The 23118-nt window shown below is 71.2% G+C and carries 14 protein-coding genes and 1 pseudogene (1 of these 15 cut by a window edge); 11 read left to right on the top strand and 4 right to left on the bottom strand.

Annotation, left to right across the window (positions count from 1 at the left end; all coding sequences use genetic code 11):
• The first annotated feature begins 177 nt into the window (after positions 1-177).
• The 11 genes from ACFXAZ_RS07465 to ACFXAZ_RS07415 all read left to right on the top strand — a co-directional run bounded on the left by ACFXAZ_RS07465 (position 178) and on the right by ACFXAZ_RS07415 (position 16814).
• Positions 178-1524 (top strand): Gfo/Idh/MocA family protein, encoded by a 1347-nt coding sequence (locus tag ACFXAZ_RS07465; RefSeq protein ID WP_384586270.1) that lies wholly within the window; start codon positions 178-180, stop codon positions 1522-1524.
• A 1-nt stretch (position 1525) separates the two neighbouring features.
• Positions 1526-2524 carry a sugar phosphate isomerase/epimerase family protein gene (locus ACFXAZ_RS07460; RefSeq protein WP_384586268.1) on the top strand — a complete coding sequence of 333 codons (999 nt, stop codon included), beginning with the start codon at positions 1526-1528 and terminating at the stop codon, positions 2522-2524.
• Between the two features lie 318 nt (positions 2525-2842).
• Positions 2843-6583, top strand: a complete 3741-nt coding sequence (locus ACFXAZ_RS07455; RefSeq protein ID WP_384586266.1) for a ThuA domain-containing protein — start codon at positions 2843-2845, stop codon at positions 6581-6583.
• Between the two features lie 207 nt (positions 6584-6790).
• The gene (locus tag ACFXAZ_RS07450) at positions 6791-8149 is read left to right on the top strand and encodes an inositol-3-phosphate synthase (protein WP_384586264.1); all 1359 of its coding nucleotides are present in this window, start codon (positions 6791-6793) and stop codon (positions 8147-8149) included.
• 776 nt (positions 8150-8925) lie between these two features.
• Positions 8926-9945 carry an SCO3242 family prenyltransferase gene (locus ACFXAZ_RS07445; protein ID WP_384586292.1) on the top strand — a complete coding sequence of 340 codons (1020 nt, stop codon included), beginning with the start codon at positions 8926-8928 and terminating at the stop codon, positions 9943-9945.
• Between the two features lie 470 nt (positions 9946-10415).
• Complete coding sequence (locus tag ACFXAZ_RS07440; RefSeq protein WP_384586262.1) at positions 10416-11483, top strand: sugar phosphate isomerase/epimerase family protein; 1068 nt, start codon at positions 10416-10418, stop codon at positions 11481-11483.
• Complete coding sequence (locus ACFXAZ_RS07435; protein ID WP_384586260.1) at positions 11480-12157, top strand: EboA domain-containing protein; 678 nt, start codon at positions 11480-11482, stop codon at positions 12155-12157. Before ACFXAZ_RS07440 ends, ACFXAZ_RS07435 begins: the two co-directional genes overlap by 4 nt.
• Positions 12157-13005 (top strand): TatD family hydrolase, encoded by an 849-nt coding sequence (locus ACFXAZ_RS07430; RefSeq protein ID WP_384586258.1) that lies wholly within the window; start codon positions 12157-12159, stop codon positions 13003-13005. Before ACFXAZ_RS07435 ends, ACFXAZ_RS07430 begins: the two co-directional genes overlap by 1 nt.
• Before the next feature lie 3 nt (positions 13006-13008).
• Positions 13009-14178, top strand: a complete 1170-nt coding sequence (gene eboE / locus ACFXAZ_RS07425; protein ID WP_384586256.1) for a metabolite traffic protein EboE — start codon at positions 13009-13011, stop codon at positions 14176-14178.
• Positions 14175-15629 carry an alkaline phosphatase family protein gene (locus tag ACFXAZ_RS07420; protein WP_384586254.1) on the top strand — a complete coding sequence of 485 codons (1455 nt, stop codon included), beginning with the start codon at positions 14175-14177 and terminating at the stop codon, positions 15627-15629. The genes eboE and ACFXAZ_RS07420 overlap by 4 nt, the downstream gene beginning before the upstream one ends.
• Before the next feature lie 135 nt (positions 15630-15764).
• Positions 15765-16814: a sugar phosphate isomerase/epimerase family protein gene (locus ACFXAZ_RS07415; RefSeq protein ID WP_384586252.1), complete on the top strand. Its 1050-nt coding sequence runs from the start codon at positions 15765-15767 to the stop codon at positions 16812-16814.
• 124 nt (positions 16815-16938) lie between these two features.
• On the opposite strand, the gene ACFXAZ_RS07410 is transcribed toward ACFXAZ_RS07415, so the two are convergent.
• The 4 genes and pseudogenes from ACFXAZ_RS07410 to frc form a co-directional block, all read right to left on the bottom strand.
• Positions 16939-18360 (bottom strand): OFA family MFS transporter, encoded by a 1422-nt coding sequence (locus tag ACFXAZ_RS07410; RefSeq protein WP_384586250.1) that lies wholly within the window; start codon positions 18358-18360, stop codon positions 16939-16941.
• Between the two features lies 1 nt (position 18361).
• A complete protein-coding gene (locus tag ACFXAZ_RS07405; protein ID WP_384586248.1) occupies positions 18362-19747 on the bottom strand; it encodes an OFA family MFS transporter in 1386 nt (461 codons plus the stop codon).
• A gap of 129 nt (positions 19748-19876) precedes the next feature.
• On the bottom strand, positions 19877-22021 hold the full coding sequence (locus ACFXAZ_RS07400) for an acetate--CoA ligase family protein (RefSeq protein WP_384586246.1): 2145 nt from the start codon (positions 22019-22021) through the stop codon (positions 19877-19879).
• 4 nt (positions 22022-22025) lie between these two features.
• A pseudogene (frc, locus tag ACFXAZ_RS07395) lies at positions 22026-23118 on the bottom strand (formyl-CoA transferase) (it continues 188 nt past the right edge of the window).

The following is a 23118-nucleotide window of genomic DNA, read 5'->3' as shown; positions in this document are numbered from 1 at the left end:
GACCCCGCCGCCCCCCGGCCGCCGCGCGCGCGGGGCCCGCCCCCGGACTCGCCCCGGCCGGTCGCCGCACCCGCGGCACCCGCGCCGGGACCCGACCCGACCCGGTCGCCGCCCGTGCGGTGCCCGGCCGGGGCCCAACAACCCCCCACCGTGTATGACGACGAGGAGGACTGATCCATGGGACAGCCGCAGCAGCCCGCAGGGGCAGCGGCCGAAACGCCGGGAACGAGTGACGCCGGCGCGCAGGGAACGGACGATGCCCCCGCGGCGGAGTCGGACCGGACCGCCGTCTCCGGTACCGGCACCGCGCGCCCCGCCGGGAGACCGGCGCTGCGCGTCGGCATGGTGGGCTACGCCTTCATGGGCGCCGCTCACTCCCAGGGCTGGCGTACCGTGGGCCGTGTCTTCGATCTGCCCCTGCGCCCGGTGATGTCCGCGATCTGCGGCCGGGACGCGGACGCCGTGCGCGCCGCCGCCGACCGGCACGGCTGGGCCGCCGCCGAGACCGACTGGCGGGCCCTGATCGCCCGCGACGACGTCGACCTCGTGGACATCTGCACCCCCGGCGACAGCCACGCCGAGATCGCGCTCGCCGCACTGGCCGCCGGAAAGCACGTACTGTGCGAGAAGCCGCTGGCCAACACCGTGGAGGAGGCGGCGGCGATGACCGAGGCCGCCGAAGCCGCCCACGCCCGCGGCCAGCTCGCGATGGTCGGCTTCAACTACCGCCGGGTGCCCGCCACCGCGCTGGCCCGCAAGATGGTCGCCGAGGGCCGGATCGGCACCCTGCGCCATGTGCGGGTCACCTACCTCCAGGACTGGCTGGCCGATCCGCAGGCCCCGCTGACCTGGCGGCTGCGCAAGGACCAGGCCGGTTCCGGCTCGCTCGGCGACCTCGGCGCGCACATCATCGACCTGGCCCAGTATCTGGCGGGGGAGCGGCTGGCCGGAGTCTCCGCGCTCACCGAGACCTTCGTACGCCACCGTCCGCTGCCCGGCGCGGCCAGCGGACTGTCCGCGACCGCCGCCGCCGGCACCGGAGAGGTCACCGTCGACGACGCCGCCCTGTTCACCGCCCGCTTCCCGTCCGGCGCCCTCGCCTCCTTCGAGGCCACCCGGTACGCCACCGGCCGCAAGAACGCCCTGCGCCTGGAGCTGAACGGCGAGCGCGGCTCGCTCGCCTTCGACCTGGAGCGCCTCAACGAACTCTGGTACCACGACGCCGGCCAGCCCGACGAGCACAACGGCTTCCGCCGCATCCTCGTCACCGAGCCCGGCCACCCGTACCTGGAGGCCTGGTGGCCGCCGGGGCACGGCCTCGGCTACGAACACACCTTCGTGCACCAGGCCCGCGACCTCGTGCACGCCATCGCCGAGGGCCGCCGGCCCGAACCCTCCTTCGCCGACGGGCTCCAGGTCCAGCAGGTCCTGGCGGCCGTCGAGGAGAGCGCGGAGAAGAACTCCGTCTACACCCCCATCGCGACGCCCCTCGCGACTCCCCTCGCGGTCCAGGAGGACAGCTGAGATGCCGCGCACCTTCACCCTCTTCACCGGCCAGTGGGCCGACCTCCCCCTTGAGGAGGTCTGCCGGCTCGCCCGTGACTTCGGCTACGACGGACTGGAACTCGCCTGCTGGGGCGACCACTTCGAGGTCGACAAGGCCCTCGCCGACCCCGGCTATGTCAAGGGCCGCCACCAGCTGCTGGAGAAGTACGGCCTGAAGTGCCTGGCCATCTCCAACCATCTGGTCGGCCAGGCCGTCTGCGACGCCATCATCGACGAACGCCATCAGGGCATCCTCCCGGCCAGGATCTGGGGCGACGGCGACGCGGAGGGCGTGCGGCAGCGGGCCGCCGCCGAGATCGCCGACACCGCACGGGCCGCCGCCGCACTCGGCGTCGACACCGTCATCGGCTTCACCGGCTCAGCGATCTGGCACCTGGTCGCGATGTTCCCGCCCGCCCCCGAGTCCATGATCGAGCGCGGCTACCAGGACTTCGCCGACCGCTGGAACCCGATCCTGGACGTCTTCGACGCCGAGGGCGTGCGCTTCGCCCACGAGGTGCACCCCAGCGAGATCGCCTACGACTACTGGACCACCCAGCGGGCCCTTGAGGCCGTGGACAACCGGCCCGCCTTCGGCCTCAACTTCGACCCCTCGCACTTCGTCTGGCAGGACCTCGACCCGGTCGGGTTCCTGTGGGACTTCCGCGACCGGATCTACCACGTCGACTGCAAGGAGGCCCGCAAGCGGCTCGACGGGCGCAACGGCCGGCTCGGCTCCCACCTCCCCTGGGGCGACCCGCGCCGCGGCTGGGACTTCGTCTCCGCCGGGCACGGCGACGTGCCCTGGGAGGACGTCTTCCGGATGCTGCGCTCGATCGGGTACGGCGGTCCGATCTCCGTCGAGTGGGAGGACGCCGGCATGGACCGGCTCCAGGGCGCCCCCGAGGCGCTCACCCGTCTCAAGGCGTTCGACTTCGAGGCACCCACCGCGTCCTTCGACGCCGCGTTCAACAGCTGATCCACGACCGATCCGCTGCTGATCAACAGATGATCAACAGCTGATCCACGCACCTGACGGCAGGTCGGGGACGGGGCCGGAGCAACCGCCCGTCCCCCCTCCGACCTGCCCGAATCCTGCTTTGTCCTGCGATGGGAAAAAGCCGGACCGATCCTGACGCAAGGGGTGTTCGCCCCGGACGGACACAGATACCGTCCCTGAAGTGTTCAGGAAGCGTTCAGGACACACAGACCTCCGGGGTGACGGCGCACCCCGGCGCCCGCACCGCACACGCAAGCACCACCCCGTACGGCTCACCCCGTTCCCGGAGGGACCTTCGTGCACAGAACCAGAGCCAGAACCGGATCCAGAATCAGAACCACCGACATCGCGAGGCGCCCCCGTCTCCGTACCGCCGTCGCCCTCTTCACCGGCCTCCTGCTGGCCGTGGGCACCCCGGCGACCGTCGCCGGTGCTCACCCGGGCCACCCGGAGCACGAGGAAGCGGCCGTCGCCGAGGAGCAGTTCCAGCAGGTGCCGCTCGCCAAGGGCGAGCCGGAGATGGGCGAGCCGATGTCGCTCGCCGTGCTCCCGGACCGCAGTGTCCTGCACACCTCCCGCGACGGCACACTGCGCCTGACCGACCAGGCGGGTGTCACCAAGGTCGCGGGCAAGATCCCCGTCTACACCCATGACGAGGAGGGCCTCCAGGGCGTCGGCATCGACCCGGACTTCGTCAACAACCGGGCGATCTACCTCTATTACGCCCCGCCGCTGGACACCCCCGCGGGCGACGCCCCCGAGACCGGCACCGCCGCGGACTTCGCGAAGTTCGACGGCGTCAACCGCCTCTCCCGCTTCGTCCTGAACCCCAACGGCACCCTGGACCTGGCCAGCGAGAAGAAGGTCCTGGACGTCGAGGCATCCCGCGGCATCTGCTGCCACGTCGGCGGCGACATCGACTTCGACGCGGACGGCAACCTCTACCTGTCGACCGGCGACGACACCAACCCGTTCGCCTCCGACGGCTACACGCCGATCGACGACCGCGCGAACCGCAACCCGGCCTTCGACGCCCGCCGCAGCTCCGGCAACACCAATGACCTGCGCGGCAAGATCCTGCGGATCAAGGTCGCGGCGGACGGCTCGTACACGGTCCCGGAGGGCAACCTCTTCGCGCCGGGCACGGACAAGACCCGTCCCGAGATCTACGCGATGGGCTTCCGCAACCCGTTCCGGATGAGCGTCGACGACCAGACCGGCATCGTCTACGTCGGCGACTACGGCCCCGACGCGGGCGCCGCCAACCCGGGCCGCGGCCCGGCCGGCATGGTCGAGTTCGCCAAGGTCACCGAGGCCGCGAACTTCGGCTGGCCGTTCTGCGTCGGCAACAACGAGGCATACGTCGACTACGACTTCGGCACCGGCACCTCCGGCGCCAAGTTCGACTGCGCCGCCCCCAAGAACACCTCGCCGCACAACACCGGCCTGGTCGACCTGCCGCCCGCGCAGGCCGCCTGGATCCCGTACGACGGCGGCTCCGTGCCCGAGTTCGGCAGCGGCTCCGAGTCCCCGATGGCGGGCCCGGTCTACCGCTACGACGCGGACCTGAACTCCAGCGTGAAGTTCCCCGAGGCCTACGACGGCGACTTCTTCGCCGGTGAGTTCGGCCGCCGCTGGATCAAGCGGATCGAGCAGAACGCGGACGGCTCCGTCGCCTCGATCAACCCCTTCCCGTGGACCGGCACCCAGATCATGGACATGGAGTTCGGCCCCGACGGCGCCCTCTACGTCCTCGACTACGGCGTCTCCTGGTTCCAGGGCGACGAGCACTCCGCGCTGTACCGGATCGAGTACGCCCAGGACGGCTTCTCCCCGCTCGCCGAGGCGAAGGCCGACAAGACGTCCGGCGCGGCCGGCCTCAAGGTGGCCTTCACCGGCTCCGCGACGGACGCCGACTCGCCCGACCTCACCTACAGCTGGGACTTCGGCGACGGCACCAAGGCCGAGGGCGCCAATCCCACCCACAAGTACAAGAAGGTCGGCACCTACACCGCCACCTTCACCGCCACCGACCCCGAGGGCAACACCGGCACCGCCAGCGTCCGGATCGTCGTCGGCAACACCGAACCCAAGGTGAAGATCGACATCCCGGGCAACGGCACCCTGGCCGAGTTCGGCAAGCCGGTCCCGTTCAAGGTGACCGTCACCGACCCCGAGGAGCGCATCGACTGCTCCAAGGTCAAGGTCTCCTACAGCCTCGGCCACGACTCCCACGCCCACGAGCTGACCAGCGAGCAGGGCTGTACCGGAACCCTGAACCCGCCGCCCGGTGACGGTGGCCACGACCCCAACGCCAACATCTACGGCGTCGTCGGCGCCAGCTACACCGACGGTGGCGCGAACGGCCAGGAGGCGCTGACCGGCACCGCCCGGACCGTGCTCCAGCCGCTGCACCGCCAGGCCGAGCACTTCACCAGCCAGTCGGGCATCCGCACCTACGACAAGCCCACCGCCAATGGCGGCAAGACCGTCGGCGACATCGACGACGGCGACTGGATCTCCTTCACGCCCTACAAGTTCGACGGGCAGAAGAAGCTGACCGTACGGGCCTCCTCCGGCGGCGCGGGCGGCTTCGTCGAGCTGCGCACCGGCTCGCCCGACGGCCCGCTGCACGGCTCCGCCTACATCCCGCCGACCGGCAGCTGGGAGACGTTCCAGAACGTCGACGTGCCGCTGCGGGCACTGCCCAAGGGCACCACGGAGATCTTCCTGGTCTTCCGGGGCGGCGCGGGCGCGCTGTACGACCTGGACGACTTCGAGTTCTCCAAGGAGCCGTTCAAGGGCGGCAAGAAGGTCCTGGTCTTCTCCAAGACCGCCGGATTCCGCCACGACTCCATCGGGGCCGGCGTCGCCGCCCTGAAGGAGCTGGGTGCCCCGGCCGGCATCACGGTCGACTCGACCGAGGAGGCCCGCCAGTTCACCACGGCCAACCTCGCCAAGTACGACGCCGTGGCCTTCCTGTCCACCACCGGTGACGTCCTCAACGCGGAGCAGCAGGCCGCGTTCGAGAACTACGTCAAGAACGGCGGCGGCTACATGGGCATCCACGCCGCCGCCGACACCGAGTACGACTGGGAGTTCTACGGCGGTCTGGTCGGCGCCTACTTCACCTCGCACCCGCAGATCCAGAAGGCGACCGTCCGCGTCGAGGACCACGACCACCCGTCCACCGCGCACCTGGGCGAGACCTGGGAGCGGACCGACGAGTGGTACAACTACCGCACCAACCCGCGTGAGCAGGCCAAGGTCCTCGCCACCCTCGACGAGACCACCTACCAGGGCGGCTCCATGAAGGGCGATCACCCGATCGCCTGGTGCCAGTCCTACGGCGGCGGCCGGTCCTTCTACACCGGCGGCGGCCACACCAAGGAGTCCTACACCGAGGAAGCCTTCCGCGCCCATCTGCTCGGCGGCATGCAGTACGCCACCGGCCAGGTCAAGGCCGACTGCAAGCCCAGCACGGACTACCGGAAGATCTTCAACGGCCAGACCCTGGAAGGCTGGAAGCAGGCCGGCCCGGGCAAGTTCACCGTGAGCAACGGCACCCTCCAGTCCGAGGGCGGCATGGGCCTGCTCTGGTACCAGGCCAAGGAGCTGGGCTCGTACTCCCTCAAGCTCGACTGGAAGATGCAGGACGACGACAACTCCGGGATCTTCGTGGGCTTCCCGGCCTCCGACGACCCGTGGTCCGCCGTGAACAAGGGCTACGAGATCCAGATCGACGCGACGGACGCGCCCGACCGCACCACCGGGTCGGTCTACTCCTTCAAGTCGGCCAACATCAAGGCCCGTGACCAGGTCCTCCGGCCGCCCGGCCAGTGGAACTCCTACGAGATCAAGGTCCAGGGCGAACGCCTCCAGGTGTTCCTCAACGGAGTCAAGATCAACGACTTCACCAACAAGGACCCCCAGCGGAGCCTGACCGACGGTTACATCGGCCTCCAGAACCATGGCGCCAGTGACCAGGTCTCCTTCCGCAACATCCAGTTGAAGAACCTGCCCACTCCGGGCAACTAGAACGGCGGGGGGGGGGGGGGGCCCCGCCCCCCCCCCCCCGCGCCCCCCCCCCCCCCCCCCCCCCGGGGTTGGGGCCCACAACGAAGGGGCCCCAGTGAGCCTGCCAGACACCCCCCGCGGGGGGGGGGGGGGGCCGCCGCCCGCCCGCCCGCCGTCTCCCGACCCTTCCCCTGCCCTCTGGGTTCGCGCACGACAAGGAGGCTGCCCATGTCCGCGTCCCTCTCCCGCCCGCGTGTAGGGGTGTGGCTGATCGGAGCCCGAGGCTCCGTCGCCACCACCGTCATCACCGGGTGCGCCGCCGTCACCGCGGGGCTGCACCCGCCCACCGGCATGCTGACCGAGACCCCCGCCTTCACCGACAGCGGCCTGCCCGCCCTGTCCGACCTCGTCTTCGGCGGTCACGACACCGTCGACTGCCCGCTGCCCAAACACGCCGAGGTCCTGACCGCCGGCGGCGTCCTGCCGTACGGCCTGACCACGGCCGTCGCCGGGGAACTGGCCGCGGCGGACCGGGAGATCCGGCCCGGCGGCCCCACCCCGGGCGACACCCGCACCGCCCCCGAACTGATCGCGGCCTTCGCCGCCGACATCGAGGACTTCGTACGACGCCATGGGCTGGCCCGTGCCGTGGTGGTGAACGTGGCCTCCACCGAACCGGCGGCCACCGGCGACACCTACGCGCCGAGCACCCTGTACGCCCTGGCCGCCCTCCGCGCGGGCTGCCCCTACGTCAACTTCACCCCCTCCCAGGGCATGCACCACCCCGACGCGGCACGGGCGGCGGCCGACAGCGGGCTGCCCTACGCGGGCCGCGACGGCAAGACCGGGCAGACCCTGCTCCGCTCGGTCCTCGGCCCGATGTTCGCCCAGCGTGCCCTGACCGTCCGCGCGTGGTCCGGCGCCAATCTGCTGGGCGGCGGCGACGGCGCCGCCCTCGCCGACCCGGCCGCCGCGGCGGCCAAGAACGCCGGCAAGGAACGCGTCCTCGCCGACACCCTCGGCTCCACCCCCGAGGGCGAGGTCCACATCGACGACGTCCCGGCCCTCGGCGACTGGAAGACCGCCTGGGACCACATCGCCTTCGACGGCTTCCTCGGCACCCGCATGATCATGCAGACCATCTGGCAGGGCTGCGACTCCGCGCTGGCCGCTCCGCTGGTCCTGGACCTGGCCCGGCTGACGGCTCGCGCCCACGAAACCGGCCTTTCCGGCCCCCTGTCCGAACTGGGCTTCTACTTCAAGGACCCGGTGGGGGAGGGACCGGCGGCCCTTGGGGAGCAGTACCAGGAGCTGGTGCGGTTCGGGGGGCGGTTGGCGGAGGGAGGTGTGTCGGCGGGGGCGCGGCTCTCCGAGGGGGGTGCGTCGGCGCGGGCGGGGTCTTCTGAGGGGGGTGTGTCGGCGGGGGCGCGGCTTTCCGAGGGAGGTGCGTCGGCGCGGGCGCGGTCTTCTGAGGGGGATGTGCCGGTGCGGGCGCGGCTTTCCGAGGCGGGTACGTCGGGGCGAGGGCACGACGGTGGCGCCCCGGCCGATGGGCCTTCCGACGAGAACTCCGAGGAGCGCGCATGAGGCTGCGGGCGCTGGTGTCGGAACTGACGGCACTGGCCGGACGCCTGCCCACGGTCGCGCGGGCCGCCCGCGAGGCCTGGGCCACGTCTGCCGCGCCGGGTATGCGTGCCGTGCCGGGTGCGCGTGCCGCGTGGCGCTCGTCCGGCCGGGCGTTGCCGACCAGGACCCGGGACCAGGATGACTGGGGGACGGGGTCGGACAGCTGCTGCCGTACGGGGGCGTGCGGCGACGCCGACTGGGACGGCGGGGTGGCTTGGGGCGCCTCGACGGGTCGGCGGGGCGGCGATGAGGTCGGGGGTGGGTTTGACCACGGGGGCGGCTTTGGCTCCGGGGTTGGTGATGGCGTTTGGGTCGGCCTTGACGCTGGGGCCGGCGATGGCGCGCAGGTTGGTCGTGACGCCTGGGTTGGGCTTGACGCCGGGGTTGGTGATAGCGCCCAGGTCGGGCGCGACGCCCAAGTTGGGCCTGACGCCGGGGTCGGTGATGGCACCCGTGGTGGCCCTGATGCCCGGGCCGGGCTCGATGCCCGGGTTGGCCCTGACGCAGGGGTCGGCGATCGCGCCCGGGGCGGCCCTGATGCCCAGGTCGGGCTCAACGCCCAGGCCGGGTCCGACGGCCACTCCGGCGAGGGCGGCTACCCTGGCAAGGGCGGCCACTCCAGCAAGGCCGGCCACTCAGGCAACGGCGGCCACCCCGGCAAGGCCGGCGACACCGCCCCGCACTCCCCGGGGACCGGCCCGCTCTCCACTCCCGCCAGCCTCCGCGCCTGGGCCGAACTGCTGCGCCTCCCCGCGCTGTTCACCGTCCCCGGCGACGCCCTGACCGGCGCCGCCGCCATGGGCGCCCGCCCCAACTCCCGCACCCTGCTCGCCATCGGCTCCTCCCTCTGCCTCTACGAGGCGGGCATGGCCCTCAACGACTGGGCCGACCGCGAGGAGGACGCCGCCGAACGCCCGCACCGCCCGATCCCCTCCGGCCGGATCCGCCCCGGCGCCGCCCTCGCCGCCGCCGGTGCCCTCACCGCCGTCGGCCTCGCGCTCGCCGCCCGCGCCGGACGCCCGGCCCTCGCGGTCGCCGCCCCGCTCGCGGCCACCGTCTGGGCCTACGACCTCGGCCTCAAGCACACCCCGGCCGGCCCCGTCGCCATGGCGGGCGCCCGCACCCTGGACCTGCTCCTCGGCGCCGCGGCCACCAAGGGCCGTACCCGGGAGGCACTCCCCTCCGCCGCACTTCTCGGCGCCCACACCCTCGCGGTCACCACCGTCTCCCGCGACGAGACCCAGGGCGGCCGGCCTCTCGCCCCCCTCGCCGCCCTGGCCGCCACCGCTCTCCTGACCCACCTCACCACCCGACCCCCGGCAGGTCCCGGCGAAGCAGCCACCCGGGGCCTGCCGGGCACTACCCCCCACACCGCCCCGACCCCCAGCCCGAGCACGGCCGTGACGACCTCCGTCCCCCGGCCGTCCTCCACCCCCCACACCACCGCCTCCCCCCGACTCCGCCTCACCGCGCTCTCCCCTCCCTCTTCCCCCCACCCCACCCCACTCCCACCCGGCACCACCCTCCGTACCGCCCTGGCCCTCCTGTACGCCTCCACCGCCGGGCGCCCCTACCTCCACGCCACCCTCAACCCCTCACCCCCCCTCACCCAACGCGCCGTCGGCGGCGGCATCCGCGCCATGATCCCGCTCCAGGCCGCGCTGTCCGCCCGTTCCGGCGCCAACCTCACCGCGTTGGCCATCGCAGCCCTCGGCCCCCTCGCGGCCCGCTTCGCGAAGAAGGTGAGCGTCACATGAGCCCCGAGCCGCAGGGCCTCCGCCCGCCAAGCCCTGAGCCATCGAACGCCGAGCCGCATGGCTCCGGCTCTCAGGGCACCCGGTCACTTGGCGCTGAGTCGCATGACTCCGTGTCGCGGGGCACACGGTCGCCGGAGTCCGGGCCGCGTGGCTCCGGGGTGCCGGGCACCCGGTCACTTGGCGCTGAGTCGCATGACTCCGTGTCACAGGGCACACGGTCGCCGGAGTCCGGGCCGCGTGGCTCCGGGGCGCCGGGCACCCGGTCACTTGGCGCTGAGTCGCATGACTCCGTGTCACAGGGCACACGGTCGCCGGAGTCCGGGCCGCGTGGCTCCGGGGTGCCGGGCACCCGGTCACTTGGCGCTGAGTCGCATGACTCCGTGTCACAGGGCACACGGTCGCCGGAGTCCGGGCCGCGTGGCTCCGGGGCGCCGGGCACCCGGTCACTTGGCGCTGAGTCGCGCGACTCCGTGTCGCGGGGCACACGGTCGCCGGAGCCCGAGCCGCATGGCCCCCAGTCACCGGGCGCGCGGTCACCTCGCCCTGAGCCGCACGACTCCGCCTCGCGCGGCACACGGTCACCTGGCCCCGAGTCGCATGACTCCACCTCGCGCGGCACCCGGTCACCCGGCTCCAAGCCGCACGCCTCCACCGCGCAGGGCACCCCCACCCCACCCCACCCCCTCCGCTTCGGGTACGGCACCAATGGGCTCGCCGACCTCCGGCTCGACGACGCCCTTCACCTGCTCGCCGATCTCGGGTACGACGGCGTCGGCCTGACGCTCGACCACATGCACCTCGACCCGTTCGCCCCGGACGTCGCCGCCCGCACCGGCCGGACGGCGAGTCTGCTGGACGAACTGGGGCTGGAGGTCACCGTCGAGACCGGCGCCCGCTATGTGCTCGACCCCCGCCGCAAGCACGGCCCCACGCTGCTCGACCCGGACCCCGAGGACCGCGCCCGCCGCGTCGACCTGCTGCTGCGGGCGGTGCGGATCGCCGCCGACCTCGGCGCCCACGCCCTGCACTGCTTCAGCGGCGTCCCCCCGGCCGGCACCGACCCCGACACCGCCTGGAAACGCCTCGCCGAATCCCTCACCCCCGTCCTGGACGCCGCCACCACCGCCGGCATCCCCCTCGCCGTCGAACCCGAACCGGGCCATCTCCTCGCCACCCTCGCCGACTTCCACCGGCTGCGCCGCGACCTCGGCGACCCCGAGCACCTGGGCCTCACCCTGGACATCGGCCACTGCCAGTGCCTGGAGCCGCTCCCGCCCACCGACTGCGTCCGCGCCGCCGCGCCCTGGCTGCGCCACGTCCAGATCGAGGACATGTGCCGCGGTGTCCACGAACACCTCCCGCTGGGCGAGGGCGAGATCGACTTCCCCGATGTCCTCGCCGCCCTCGCCGGGACCGGCTACCGGGGACTGACCGTCGTCGAACTGCCCCGCCACTCCCACGCGGGCCCGCACTTCGCCGAACTCTCCCTCCCCTTCCTGCGCCAAGCCGCGCCATCCCCACAAGGGAGCCCCAGATGAATCACCGCAGCAGCCTGGACCCCCAGCCCACCGGCGTCCCCCTGGGCGAACTGCGCACCCGCCTCACCGCCTCGCTCTCCCCGGACGCCGGCACCTGGCTGGAACGCGCCCTGCAAGAGGCCGCCGAGCACCCCGGCTCGCACGGCCCGATCTCCGCCTGGGAGCTGAGACTCGCCGAGGCCGGCCGCCGCTGCGGCCCCGACCACGCCGACGCCGCCCGGGTCCTGATCCTGCACGCCGCCCGCGCCGACGCCACCGCCCTCGACCGGGTCTACTCCCAGGGCACCGCCGCCGAACGCCGCGCCGTACTGCACGCCCTCACCCACCTCGTGCCCGGCCCGGAGGCCCTGCCGCTGATCGAGGACGCCCTGCGCACCAACGACACCACCCTCGTCGCCGCCGCCCTCGGCCCCTACGGCGCCCGCCATCTCACCCCCCACGCCTGGCGCCACGCGGTCCTGAAGTGCCTGTTCACCGGCGTGCCCGTCACCGAGGTGGCGGACCTCGCCCGCCGGGCCGGCGATGACAGCGAACTCGCCCGGATGCTCGCCGACTACGCCGCAGAGCGCAGCGCCGCAGGCCGGGACATCCCCGAGGACCTGTACCGCGTCCTGGCCCTGACCGAGACCGCACCCCCGGCGAGCCCGGCCGACCCCCACGGCAAGGAGTCCTGATGCGCATCTTCGACCCCCACATCCACATGACCTCCAGGACCACCAACGACTACGAGGCCATGTACGCGGCCGGCGTCCGCGCCGTCGTCGAACCCGCCTTCTGGCTCGGCCAGCCCCGCACCTCGCCCACCTCCTTCCTCGACTACTTCGACGCCCTGCTCGGCTGGGAGCCCTTCCGCGCCGCCCAGTACGGCATCGCCCACCACTGCACGATCGCCCTCAACCCCAAAGAGGCCAACGACCCCCGCTGCGTGCCCGTCCTCGACGAGCTGCCCCGCTATCTCATCAAGGACCAGGTCGTCGCCGTCGGTGAGATCGGCTACGACTCCATGACCCCGGCCGAGGACACCGCGTTCGCCGCCCAGCTCCAGCTCGCCGCCGACCACGAACTGCCCGCCATGGTGCACACCCCGCACCGCGACAAGCTCGCCGGGCTGCGCCGCACCATCGACGTGGTCCGCGAATCCGCGCTGCCCCTGGACCGCGTCCTGATCGACCACCTCAACGAGAACACCGTCAAGGAGGCCAAGGACAGCGGCTGCTGGCTCGGCTTCTCCGTCTATCCCGACACCAAGATGGACGAACAGCGGACGGTCGCCCTGCTCCGCACGTACGGACCCGAGCAGGTGCTGGTCAACTCCGCCGCCGACTGGGGCCGCAGCGACCCCCTGAAGACCCGCAAGGTCGCCGACCTGATGCTGGCCGAGGGCTTCTCGGAGGACGACGTCGACCGGGTGCTGTGGCGCAACCCCGTCGCCTTCTACGGGCTCAGTGGGCGGCTGAACCTCGACGTCGCCACCACCGACCCCACCCACGAGGGCAACTCCATCCTGCGCGGCGGGGAGTGAGCGATGCGCTTCCGCCATCCCGACGGCTCCACGGTCCACCTCGCCTACTGCACCAACGTCCACCCCGCCGAGACCTTCGACGGCGTCCTCGCCCAGCTCCGCGACCACTGCGAACCCGTCCGCCGCCGCCTCGGCCGCGACCGCCTGGGCATCGGCCTGTGGCTCGCCAAGGACGCCACCGCCACCCTGGTCTCCGACCCGTCGGCCCTGCGCACCCTGCGCACCGAACTCGACCAGCGCGGCCTTGAGGTCGTCACCCTCAACGGCTTCCCCTACGAGGGCTTCGGCGCCGAAGAGGTCAAGTACCGCGTCTACAAGCCCGACTGGGCCGACCCCGAGCGCCTGGAGCACACCACCGCCCTGGCCCGTCTCCTCGCCGGACTGCTGCCCGACGACGTCACCGAGGGCACCATCTCCACCCTGCCCCTCGCCTGGCGCACCGCAGCGGGACCCGAACGCCTCGACGCCTCCCTGGCCGCCCTGCGCACCCTCGCCGAACGCCTCGACGCACTCGAAGAACTCACCGGCCGCTCCCTGCGCATCGGCCTGGAACCGGAACCCGGCTGTGTCGTGGAGACCACCGCCGACGCCCTCGCCCCGCTCACCGAGATCGGCCACCCCCGCATCGGCATCTGCGTCGACACCTGCCATCTCGCCACCTCCTTCGAAGATCCGCACACCGCCCTGGACGCCCTCACCGCACACGGCGTCCCCGTCGTCAAAACCCAGCTGTCGGCCGCCCTGCACGCCGAGCAACCCCACCTCCCCGAGGTCCGCGAGGCCCTCGCCGCCTTCGACGAACCCCGCTTCCTGCACCAGACCCGCACCGCCACCGCCGCCGGCCTGCGCGGCACCGACGACCTGGGTGAAGCACTCGCCGGCGAACACCTCCCCGACGCCTCCCCCTGGCGCTCCCACTTCCATGTCCCCCTGCACGCCGCCCCCGCGGCGCCCCTCACCTCCACGCTCCCCGTCCTGCGCACCACCCTGACCCGGCTGGTCGGCGGCCCCGTCCCGCTCACCCGCCACCTTGAGGTCGAGACCTACACCTGGCAGGCCCTCCCGCCCGAGCTGCGGCCCCGCGCCCGCAACCAGCTCGCCGACGGCATCGCCGCCGAACTCACCCTCGCCCGCGACCTGCTGACCGACCTCGGCCTCAAGGAGCTGCCGTGACAACGCCATCCCCGGCACCCCCGGCACCCACCGAGGACACCGCCCCGACCCCGCTCCTGGTCCTGGACGTCGTCGGACTCACCCCCCGTCTGCTCGACCACATGCCCCACCTCAAAGCCCTCGGCCGATCCGGCTCCCGCGCCCCGCTCGGCACCGTCCTGCCCGCCGTCACCTGCGCCGCCCAGTCCACCTTCCTCACCGGCACCATGCCCTCCGAACACGGCATCGTCGGCAACGGCTGGTACTTCCGCGAACTCGGCGACGTCCTGCTGTGGCGCCAGCACAACGGCCTGGTCAGCGGCGACAAACTCTGGGACGCCGCCCGCCGCGCACACCCCGGCTACACGGTCGCCAACATCTGCTGGTGGTACGCCATGGGCGCAGACACCGACATCACCGTCACCCCCCGTCCCGTCTACTACGCCGACGGCCGCAAAGAACCCGACTGCTACACCCGCCCGCCCGCGCTGCACGACGAACTCACCGAGAAGCTCGGCACCTTCCCCCTCTTCCACTTCTGGGGCCCCGGCGCCGATCTGGTCTCCAGCCAATGGATCATCGACGCCACCCGCCACATCATGCGCACGCGACACCCCGATCTGACGTTGTGCTACCTCCCGCATCTGGACTACGACCTCCAGCGCTACGGCCCCGATGACCCGCGCTCCCTGAAGGCAGCCACCGACCTGGACGCGGCCCTGGCCCCACTGCTGGACGACGCCCGCGCCGAGGGCCGGACCGTCGTCGCCCTCTCCGAGTACGGCATCACCCCCGTCAGCCGGCCCGTCGACATCAACCGCGCGCTGCGCCGGGCCGGACTCCTGGAGGTGCACACCCAGGACGGCATGGAGTACCTCGACCCGATGGCCTCCCGTGCCTTCGCGGTCGCCGACCACCAGATCGCCCATGTCTACGTCCGCCGCCCCGAGGACCTCGAAGCGACCCGCGCCGCGCTCGCCGATCTGCCCGGCATCGAGCAACTCCTCGACGACGAGGGCAAGAAGACCCATCAGCTGGACCATCCGCGCGCCGGTGAACTCGTCGCGGTGGCGGAGCCGGACGCCTGGTTCACGTACTACTACTGGCTCGACGACGACCGCGCGCCCGACTTCGCGCAGCTCGTCGAGATCCACCGCAAACCCGGCTACGACCCGGTCGAGCTGTTCATGGATCCCCTCGACCCCTATGTCAAGGTCAAGGCGGCGACCGCGCTGGCCCGCAAGAAGCTGGGCATGCGCTACCGCATGGCGGTCGTGCCGCTGGATCCCTCACCTATTCGCGGCAGCCACGGCCGCCTTCCCTTGAGCGACGACGACGGTCCGCTCATCATCTGCTCCACCCCCCGCGCTGTCGGAGACCGCGTAGCGGCCACCGATGTCAAGTCACTCCTGCTCCATCTCGCCGGCCTCGGCCGGCCCGTCGGACCCGGCGATCCGACCATCCCTCAGTGAAGTCTCCACTGGTCATCACCGAAACCTTCTGGTCACCGGCCACCCGGTCATCACTGACCGGGTGGCCATCGGTGAAGCACTGACATCAGTGAAGCACTCACCACTGACAACGCCCAGCGATCACAAGGAGTTCCCATGAGCCGCACGCCTCGCACCAGCAAGGCGAACGACCCCGAACTGTCCCGCCGTCTCAGCAGACGAGGCATGCTCGGCGTCGCCGCGGGCGCCACCGCCGCCGCCCTGGTGGGTGCCGCCGCCCCCGCGCAGGCCGCCACCGACGCCGCCGACCGGCGCGGCGGCCGGGGCCGCCCCGTCCTGCCCCCCGGCCGGCTCGGCATCCAGCTCTACAGCCTCCGCGACAAGATCTCCACCCTCGGCTTCGCGCCCGTCTTCGCCGAACTGGAGGAGTACGGCTACGACGAGATCGAGCTGGCCGGCTACAGCCAGGGCTCGGCGGGCCCGATCACCCTCGCCCAGCTCAAGCGGCTGGCCCGCGACCACGGCCTGAACCCCATCGGCAGCCACGTCGGCTACTACTCCAGCGACCCCAACGCCTACACCTTCGCGCAGAACCTCACCAAGGTCCTCGACGACGCCCAGGCCCTCGGCCTCAAGCACATAGGCACCGCCTCCGGGCCGTTCCGCTACGGCAACACCGTCGACGCCTGGAAGCGCGCCGCCGAGGAGTTCAACACCTACGGCGCTGCGGCCCGCAAGCGGGGCATGAAGTTCTACCAGCACAACCATTCCGAGGAGTTCTCCTTCGCCAGCGACAACCCCAAGGTCCGCCTCTACGACGTCCTGCTCGCCGAGACCGACCCCGACCTCGTCTACCTGGAGATGGACATCTACTGGGCGTTCGTCGGCCAGCACCGCTTCTCCAAGCGGCCCGACGGCACCGCGGCCCCCTTCGACCCGGTGCGTTACGTCCTCAAGCAGCCCGACCGTTACCCGCTGTTCCACGTCAAGGACGGCGAGTACGACCCGGCGACCGCCTACGGCTACAAGATGACCGATGTCGGCGACGGCGACATCGACTACCAGAAGTTCATCTCCGCGGTCACCCGGCTGCGCGGCCAGCGCACCTACCACCACTGGCAGGCCGAGCACGACAACCCGGGCGACTCCCTGCGCTTCGCCCGCCGCTCCAGCGAGCACCTGCACTCGCTGCGCGAGAAGTGCTGACCGCTCCCGGCGGCTGACGGCGCCGGACGGGCGGCGGCCCCCGGCACCGTAGCGGACGAACGCGAGGAGGCCCTCCCCAGGCGCTGGGGAGGGCCTCCTCCGTCAAGCGGCGGGCATGGTCGGCTCAGCCCGCCGGCTGGGGATGTGGTCGGGTCGGCGCGGCCCGGCCACCGGACACGCCGCGCCCCGGCTGCCGCAGCAGCAGCGCGATGGCCGCGGCGACCATCGAGAGACCGCCGGCCAGCGCGTAGGCGCCGTAGTAGCCCCACGCGGCCACGGCCATGGAACCCAGGCCGCCGCCGAACAGGCCGCTGATCAGCTTGCCGCTGTAGACCAGGCCGTAGTTGGTCGCGTTGTAGTTCTCGCCGAAGTAGTCCGGGGTCAGCGCCGCGAAGAGCGGATAGAACGCGCCGCCGCCGAAGCCGGACAGGAAGGCGAAGACCAGGAACAGCCACTCACTCTTGAGATGCCCGGCCCAGATCACGCCGAACTGGGCCAGGCCCAGCACGACGACCACGAAGACCAGGGTGGACTTGCGGCCCCACCGGTCGGACAGCCAGCCCACCACGCCCCGGCCGACGCCGTTGATGACCGCCATGACACCCATCGACGAGGCCGCCACCAGCGGGCCGAAGCCGACCTCCTTGGCGAAGTCGACCTGGAAGGAGATCCCGAAGATCGACACACCGGCCGTCAGCACGATCGAGATCCACATCAGGGGCAGCATCCCGGTGCGGATCGCCTCCATGGGGGTGTACTGCCGCGTCGCCGGAGGGTTCTTGGCGAGCGCGACCGCGTTTTTCGTGTCGCCCGCCTGGGAGAGCGGGTCGATGTCCGCGGGCCACCAGTTCTTCGGCGGGTCCTTGAAGAAGAACGCGCATCCCACGACCACGATCATGATGTACAGGCCGATCAGGTCCAGGACGCGGTGGTAGTTCGCGGTGTCGAATCCGTAGTTGAAGATGAAGATGAACGGCAGTGATCCGTACGCGAATCCACCGTTGACGAAGCCGGTGCGGGCGCCGCGTCGTTCGGGGAACCATTTGCCGACCATGTTGATGCAGGTCGCGTAGATCAGGCCGGCTCCGATCCCCCCGACGACGCCGAAGCCGAGGATCGCCAGGAGGACATCGCTCAGATGGGACAGGGCGAGGAAGCCGAGCAGACACATGCCGGAGCCGATGTACATGGCCCGGCGGGCCGTCAGGATCCCCTTCTCCCGCAGCCAGCCCGCGGGAAAGGCGATGCCGGCCTGGAAGAACACCCAGACACTCAGGATCCAGAAGGTGTTGCCCTGACTCCAGCCGTGGGCGTGGGACAGGGTGTCCTCGGCCGAGCCGTAGGCGTACTCGAAGACACTGATGGCCATCATGGCGAGCCACGGCAGGTACACCATGATCTTGCGGGAGTGGCCGAGGATGTCGCGGTCGGTCTCCCCGATGCGGAAGACACGCCCGCGCGCGTCGGTCACCTCGCGGTAGGGACGGTGTGCGGCGTCGGACTGTGCTGATGTGCTGTTCTTTGCTGCGTACGGATCTGCCGTCATGTCAAGCGGTTTCCTCGCCGAGCGGTTGCGGGTTGGGAGTGATGCGCTTGTCGTTGTCGCGTCCCGGTGGTTTCAGGAACAGGGCCATGCAGCCGGCGAACAGCGAGATGGAGCCCGCCAGGATGAAGGCACCGGAGTGGCCCCAGGCGCCGACGACCACGGCACCCATGCCCGCGCCGAGACCGGAGACCAGCTTGGCGCTGTAGACCATGCCGTAGTTGGACGCGTTGTTGTTCTCACCGAAGTAGTCCGCGGTGAGCGCGGCGAACATCGGGAAGATGGCGCCGCCGCCGAAGCCGGAGATGGAGGAGAAGATCAGGAACAGCGGGAGGTTCTTCAGCTCGGCCGACCAGAGGATCCCGTACTGCGAGAGCCCCAGGATGACGCAGACGACCAGCAGGCAGCGCTTGCGGCCGTACAGGTCGGACAGCCAGCCGATGACACCGCGGCCGGTGCCGTTGACGATCGCCTTCAGGGACATGGCGGTGGCCACGATGCCGCCCGCGAACCCGGCTTCCTCCCCGATGTCCACCTGGAAGGCGATACCGAAGATGTTCACGCCGGACGTGCAGGCCAGACACACCCACATCAGGGCCACCCGGCCGGTCTTCCACGCCTCCTTGGGGGAGTACTGGTGGACCGCCGGCGGGTTCATCCGCATCGAGCGGGCCGCACGCGGGTCCTTCGGCGGGTTCAGCGGGTCGATCTCGGCCGGCCACCAGTTCTTCGGCGGGTCCCGGAAGAAGTAGCCGGCGAAGGCGACGACACCGGCGAGGAAGACACCGACCGCGACCAGCACCCAGCGGAAGTTGGTGATGTCCATGTAGCCGGTGAACAGGAACACGAAGGGCACCGAACCGTAGGCGAAACCGCCGTTGACGAAGCCGGTCTTGCCGCCCTTGCGCTCCGGATACCACTTGCCGACCATGTTGACGCAGGTGGCGTACACCATGCCCGCGCCCATACCGCTGAACATGCCGAAGCCGATATAGGCGACGATCACATGCGGCGCGAAGGCCAGGGACAGATAACCCAGCCCGGTGCCGAGCGCGCCGAGCATCATCGCCCAGCGGGCCGGCAGTTTGCCGCTCTCACGCAGCTTCCCCGCGGGGAACGCCACCGCTGCCTGGAAGAAGATCCAGACAGTCATCATCCAGAAGATGTGCAGACTGTTCCAGCTGTGCGCGATGTGCAGAGTGTCCTCGGCGGACGCGAACGCGTACTCGGCGGAGGAGATGCCCATCATGCCGATCCACGGCAGGATCACCATCCACTTGCGCTTGCGCCCCATGATGTCGATGTCGGACTCGCCCAAGCGATAGACGCGTCCGTTCTTGTCGGTCACCTCGCGGAACGAGGCGACCCCTGGAACGTCGGTGGTAGTCACAATTACTCGCACCCCTTGCCTCGAAAGTTCTGGCCAGCGCCCCCTGTCCATGCCTTTCGTGCTTTTGTGCGCGCGCGGGTCCCGGGGCCGGCCGACGGCGCACCGCCGGCCGGCCCCCGCGCCCTCAGCTCATGAACCGCCCCCCAACAGGCCCGCCGCACGCGCCCAGCGGTACTTGGCGCCCAGCACGGCCACCGGCCGCTCGGTGGTGTACGGGTACGCCACGACGCCGTGCTCGAAGAGGTACTGGCACGCCTCCTCGACCTCGACATCGCCGGCCAGCGAGGCCACTACGGGCTTCTCTATGCCGCGCTCCCGGAATTCGGCCACCACGCGCGCGGTCAGCTCCGCGAAGACCATGGGCGGGGTGACGATGGTGTGCCAGTAGCCGAGGACCAGCGCATGGATGCGCGGGTCCTCCAGACCGAGCCGGATCGTCGCCTCGTACGTCGACGGCGGCTCGCCCCCGGTGATGTCCACCGGGTTGCCCGCGGCCCCGAAGGGCGGGATGAACTTGCGGAAGGCGGCGTCCAGGTCGTCCGGGATCTCCATCAGGGACAGGCCGTTGTCCGTCACCGCGTCCGACAGCAGCACACCGCTGCCGCCCGCCCCGGTGATGATCACGATGTTGTCGCCCTTGGGTGCCGGAAGCACCGGCAACGCGCGCGCGTACTCCAGCATGTCGTTCAGTCCCGGCGCCCTGATGACCCCCGCCTGCCGGAGGATGTCGTCGTACACGGCGTCGTCGCCCGCGAGGGCGCCGGTGTGCGAGCCGGCCGCCTTGGCGCCCGCGGCCGTACGGCCCGCCTTGAGCACCACCACCGGCTTCTTGGGCACCGTCTCCCGCGCGGCCTGCACGAACGCCCGGCCGTCCTTGAGGTCCTCCAGGTGCATCGCGATGCACTCGGTGTGCGGGTCCTCGCCGAACCAGGTCAGCAGGTCGTCCTCGTCCAGGTCCGACTTGTTGCCCAGGCCCACGATGGCCGACACGCCGGTCTTGGTGGTCCGCGCGAAGCCCAGGATGGCCATCCCGATGCCGCCCGACTGCGAGGTCAGCGCGACCCCGCCCTTGACGTCGTACGGCGTGCAGAACGTGGCGCACAGGTCCTGCCAGGTCGAGTAGTAGCCGTAGATGTTCGGGCCCAGCAGCCGGACGCCGTACCGCTCGGCGATGGCCACGATCTCGTCCTGGAGTTCGTGCTCACCGGTCTCGGCGAACCCGGAGGGGATCAGCACCGCGTTGGGGATCTTCTTGCGGCCGACCTCCTCCAGCGCCGCGGCCACGAACTTGGCCGGGATGGCGAACACGGCCACATCCACCTCACCGGGAACGTCCGTGACACTCTTGTACGCCTTGCGGCCGAGAATGTCATCGGACTTGGGGTTCACCGGGTGGATCTCGCCCGCGAAACCGCCGTCGACCAGGTTGCGCATGACCGAGTTGCCGATCTTGCCCTGCTCGTTCGACGCGCCGATGACCGCCACCGAGGACGGCTCCATGAGGCGGCGCATCGAGGTGAGGATCTCCTCGCGCGTGTACCGGCGCCGTTGCTTGGGCTGCGACTCGGCCAGAATGATCCGGATGTCCGCCGCGACCGCCCCCTGCGGGGTGGCGATCACCGGGTTCAGGTCCACCTCGGCGATCTCCGGGAAGTCCGAGACCAGCTCGGAGACCCGGCGGATCTGCTCGGCGATCGCCCACCGGTCCACCGCGGGGGCCCCGCGCACCCCGCGCAGGATCTCCGCCGCGCGGATGGAGTCCAGCATCGACAGCGCCTCGTCGGCGTCCACCGGGGCGAGCCGGAAGGTGACGTCCTTGAGGACCTCCACCAGGACCCCGCCCAGGCCGAACGCCACGACCTTGCCGAACGTCGGGTCGGTCACCGCCCCGACGATCACCTCCTGCCCCTTGGGCAGCAGCTCCTGCACCTGTACGCCCTCGATCCGGGCGGCGGCGTCATAGGCGCGCGCGTTGTCGATGATCCGGTGGAACGCGGCCCGCACATCGGCCGCGCCCTCCACACCGACGATCACCCCGCCGGCGTCGGTCTTGTGCAGGATGTCCGGCGAGACGATCTTCATGACGACCGGGGCGCCGAACCGCGCGGCGAACGCCACGGCCTCGTCGACGTCCGTCGCCAGTTCCTCGCCCGGTACGGCGATCGCGTAGGCGTCGGCGATCACCTTGCCCTCGGGTGCCGTCAGCGCGGTCCGTCCTTCGGCCCGCACCGCGTCGAGGAGCGTACGCACCCTCAGCACCCGGTCTTCCGCCATCACGTCAGATCACTCCGTTCGATTTGAGCAGGCGCAGTTCCTCGTCACCGAGGCCCAGTTCGCCGACATAGACATCGGCGTTGTGCTCGCCCAGCAGCGGCGAACTGATCACGTCGACGGGGGAGTCGGACAGCTTCAGGGGGCTGCCGACGGTGATGTACTCGCCGCGCTCGGGGTGCGGGACGCGGACCACCATCTCGTTGGTGGCCAGCGAGGAGTCCTCGATGATCTCCCGGGTGGACAGGATCGGCCCGCACGGCACGTTGCGCGCGTTGAGCTTCTCCAGCACCTCCCACTTGGGGAGCGTCGCGGTCCACTCCTCGATCAGCTGGAACATCTTGCCCAGCTTGGGCAGCCGGGCCTCCGGCGTCGCCCACTCGGGGTCGTCGGCCAGTTCGGGCCGCCCGATCAGCTCGGTGATCGGCTGCCAGCCGACCGGCTGCACGATCACGTACACGTAGTCGTTCGGCCCGCCCGGCGCGCACTTGACCGCCCAGCCGGGCTGGCCGCCGCCGGACGCGTTGCCCGAGCGGGGAACCTCGTCGCCGAAGTCCTCGTTGGGGTATTCACGGAGCGGACCGTGGGCCAGGCGCTGCTGATCGCGCAGCTTCACCCGGCAGAGGTTGAGCACAGCGTGCTGCATGGCCACGTTCACCCGCTGCCCGCGCCCGGTGTGCTCGCGCTGGTAGAGCGCTGCCAGGATGCCCGCCACGGCGTGCACGCCGGTGCCCGAGTCCCCGATCTGGGCCCCCGTCGCCAGCGGCGGTCCGTCCTCGAAACCGGTGGTCGACATCGACCCGCCCATGGCCTGCGCGACGACCTCGTACGCCTTGAAGTTGGTGTACGGGCCGTCGCCGAACCCCTTGATGGAGGCATAGACGATCCGCGGATTGATCTCCTGGATGCGGTCCCAGGTGAACCCCATGCGGTCGACCGCGCCCGGCCCGAAGTTCTCGACCATGACGTCGGAGCGCCGGATCAGCTCGGTGAGGATCTCCTTGCCGCGTTCGGTCTTGGTGTTCAGGGTGATGCTGCGCTTGTTGCTGTTGAGCATCGTGAAGTAGAGCGAGTCGACGTCCGGCAGATCACGCAGCTGA

Origin of the sequence: Streptomyces sp. NPDC059477 (genome assembly GCF_042749375.1) — a bacterium.
Taxonomy (GTDB): Bacteria; Actinomycetota; Actinomycetes; order Streptomycetales; family Streptomycetaceae; genus Streptomyces.
The sequence above is the reverse complement of the archived record's forward strand: the minus strand, read 5'-3'. Positions and strand labels throughout refer to the sequence as shown.

What these genes read in the sequence shown, in the direction of transcription:
- ACFXAZ_RS07465 (WP_384586270.1), top strand. Translation starts at nt 178, where the DNA reads ATGGGACAGCCGCAGCAGCCCGCAGGGGCAGCGGCCGAAACGCCGGGA.
- ACFXAZ_RS07460 (WP_384586268.1), top strand. Translation starts at nt 1,526, where the DNA reads ATGCCGCGCACCTTCACCCTCTTCACCGGCCAGTGGGCCGACCTCCCC.
- ACFXAZ_RS07450 (WP_384586264.1), top strand. Translation starts at nt 6,791, where the DNA reads ATGTCCGCGTCCCTCTCCCGCCCGCGTGTAGGGGTGTGGCTGATCGGA.
- ACFXAZ_RS07435 (WP_384586260.1), top strand. Translation starts at nt 11,480, where the DNA reads ATGAATCACCGCAGCAGCCTGGACCCCCAGCCCACCGGCGTCCCCCTG.
- ACFXAZ_RS07430 (WP_384586258.1), top strand. Translation starts at nt 12,157, where the DNA reads ATGCGCATCTTCGACCCCCACATCCACATGACCTCCAGGACCACCAAC.
- eboE (WP_384586256.1), top strand. Translation starts at nt 13,009, where the DNA reads ATGCGCTTCCGCCATCCCGACGGCTCCACGGTCCACCTCGCCTACTGC.
- ACFXAZ_RS07415 (WP_384586252.1), top strand. Translation starts at nt 15,765, where the DNA reads ATGAGCCGCACGCCTCGCACCAGCAAGGCGAACGACCCCGAACTGTCC.
- ACFXAZ_RS07410 (WP_384586250.1), bottom strand. Translation starts at nt 18,360, where the DNA reads ATGACGGCAGATCCGTACGCAGCAAAGAACAGCACATCAGCACAGTCC.
- ACFXAZ_RS07400 (WP_384586246.1), bottom strand. Translation starts at nt 22,021, where the DNA reads ATGGCGGAAGACCGGGTGCTGAGGGTGCGTACGCTCCTCGACGCGGTG.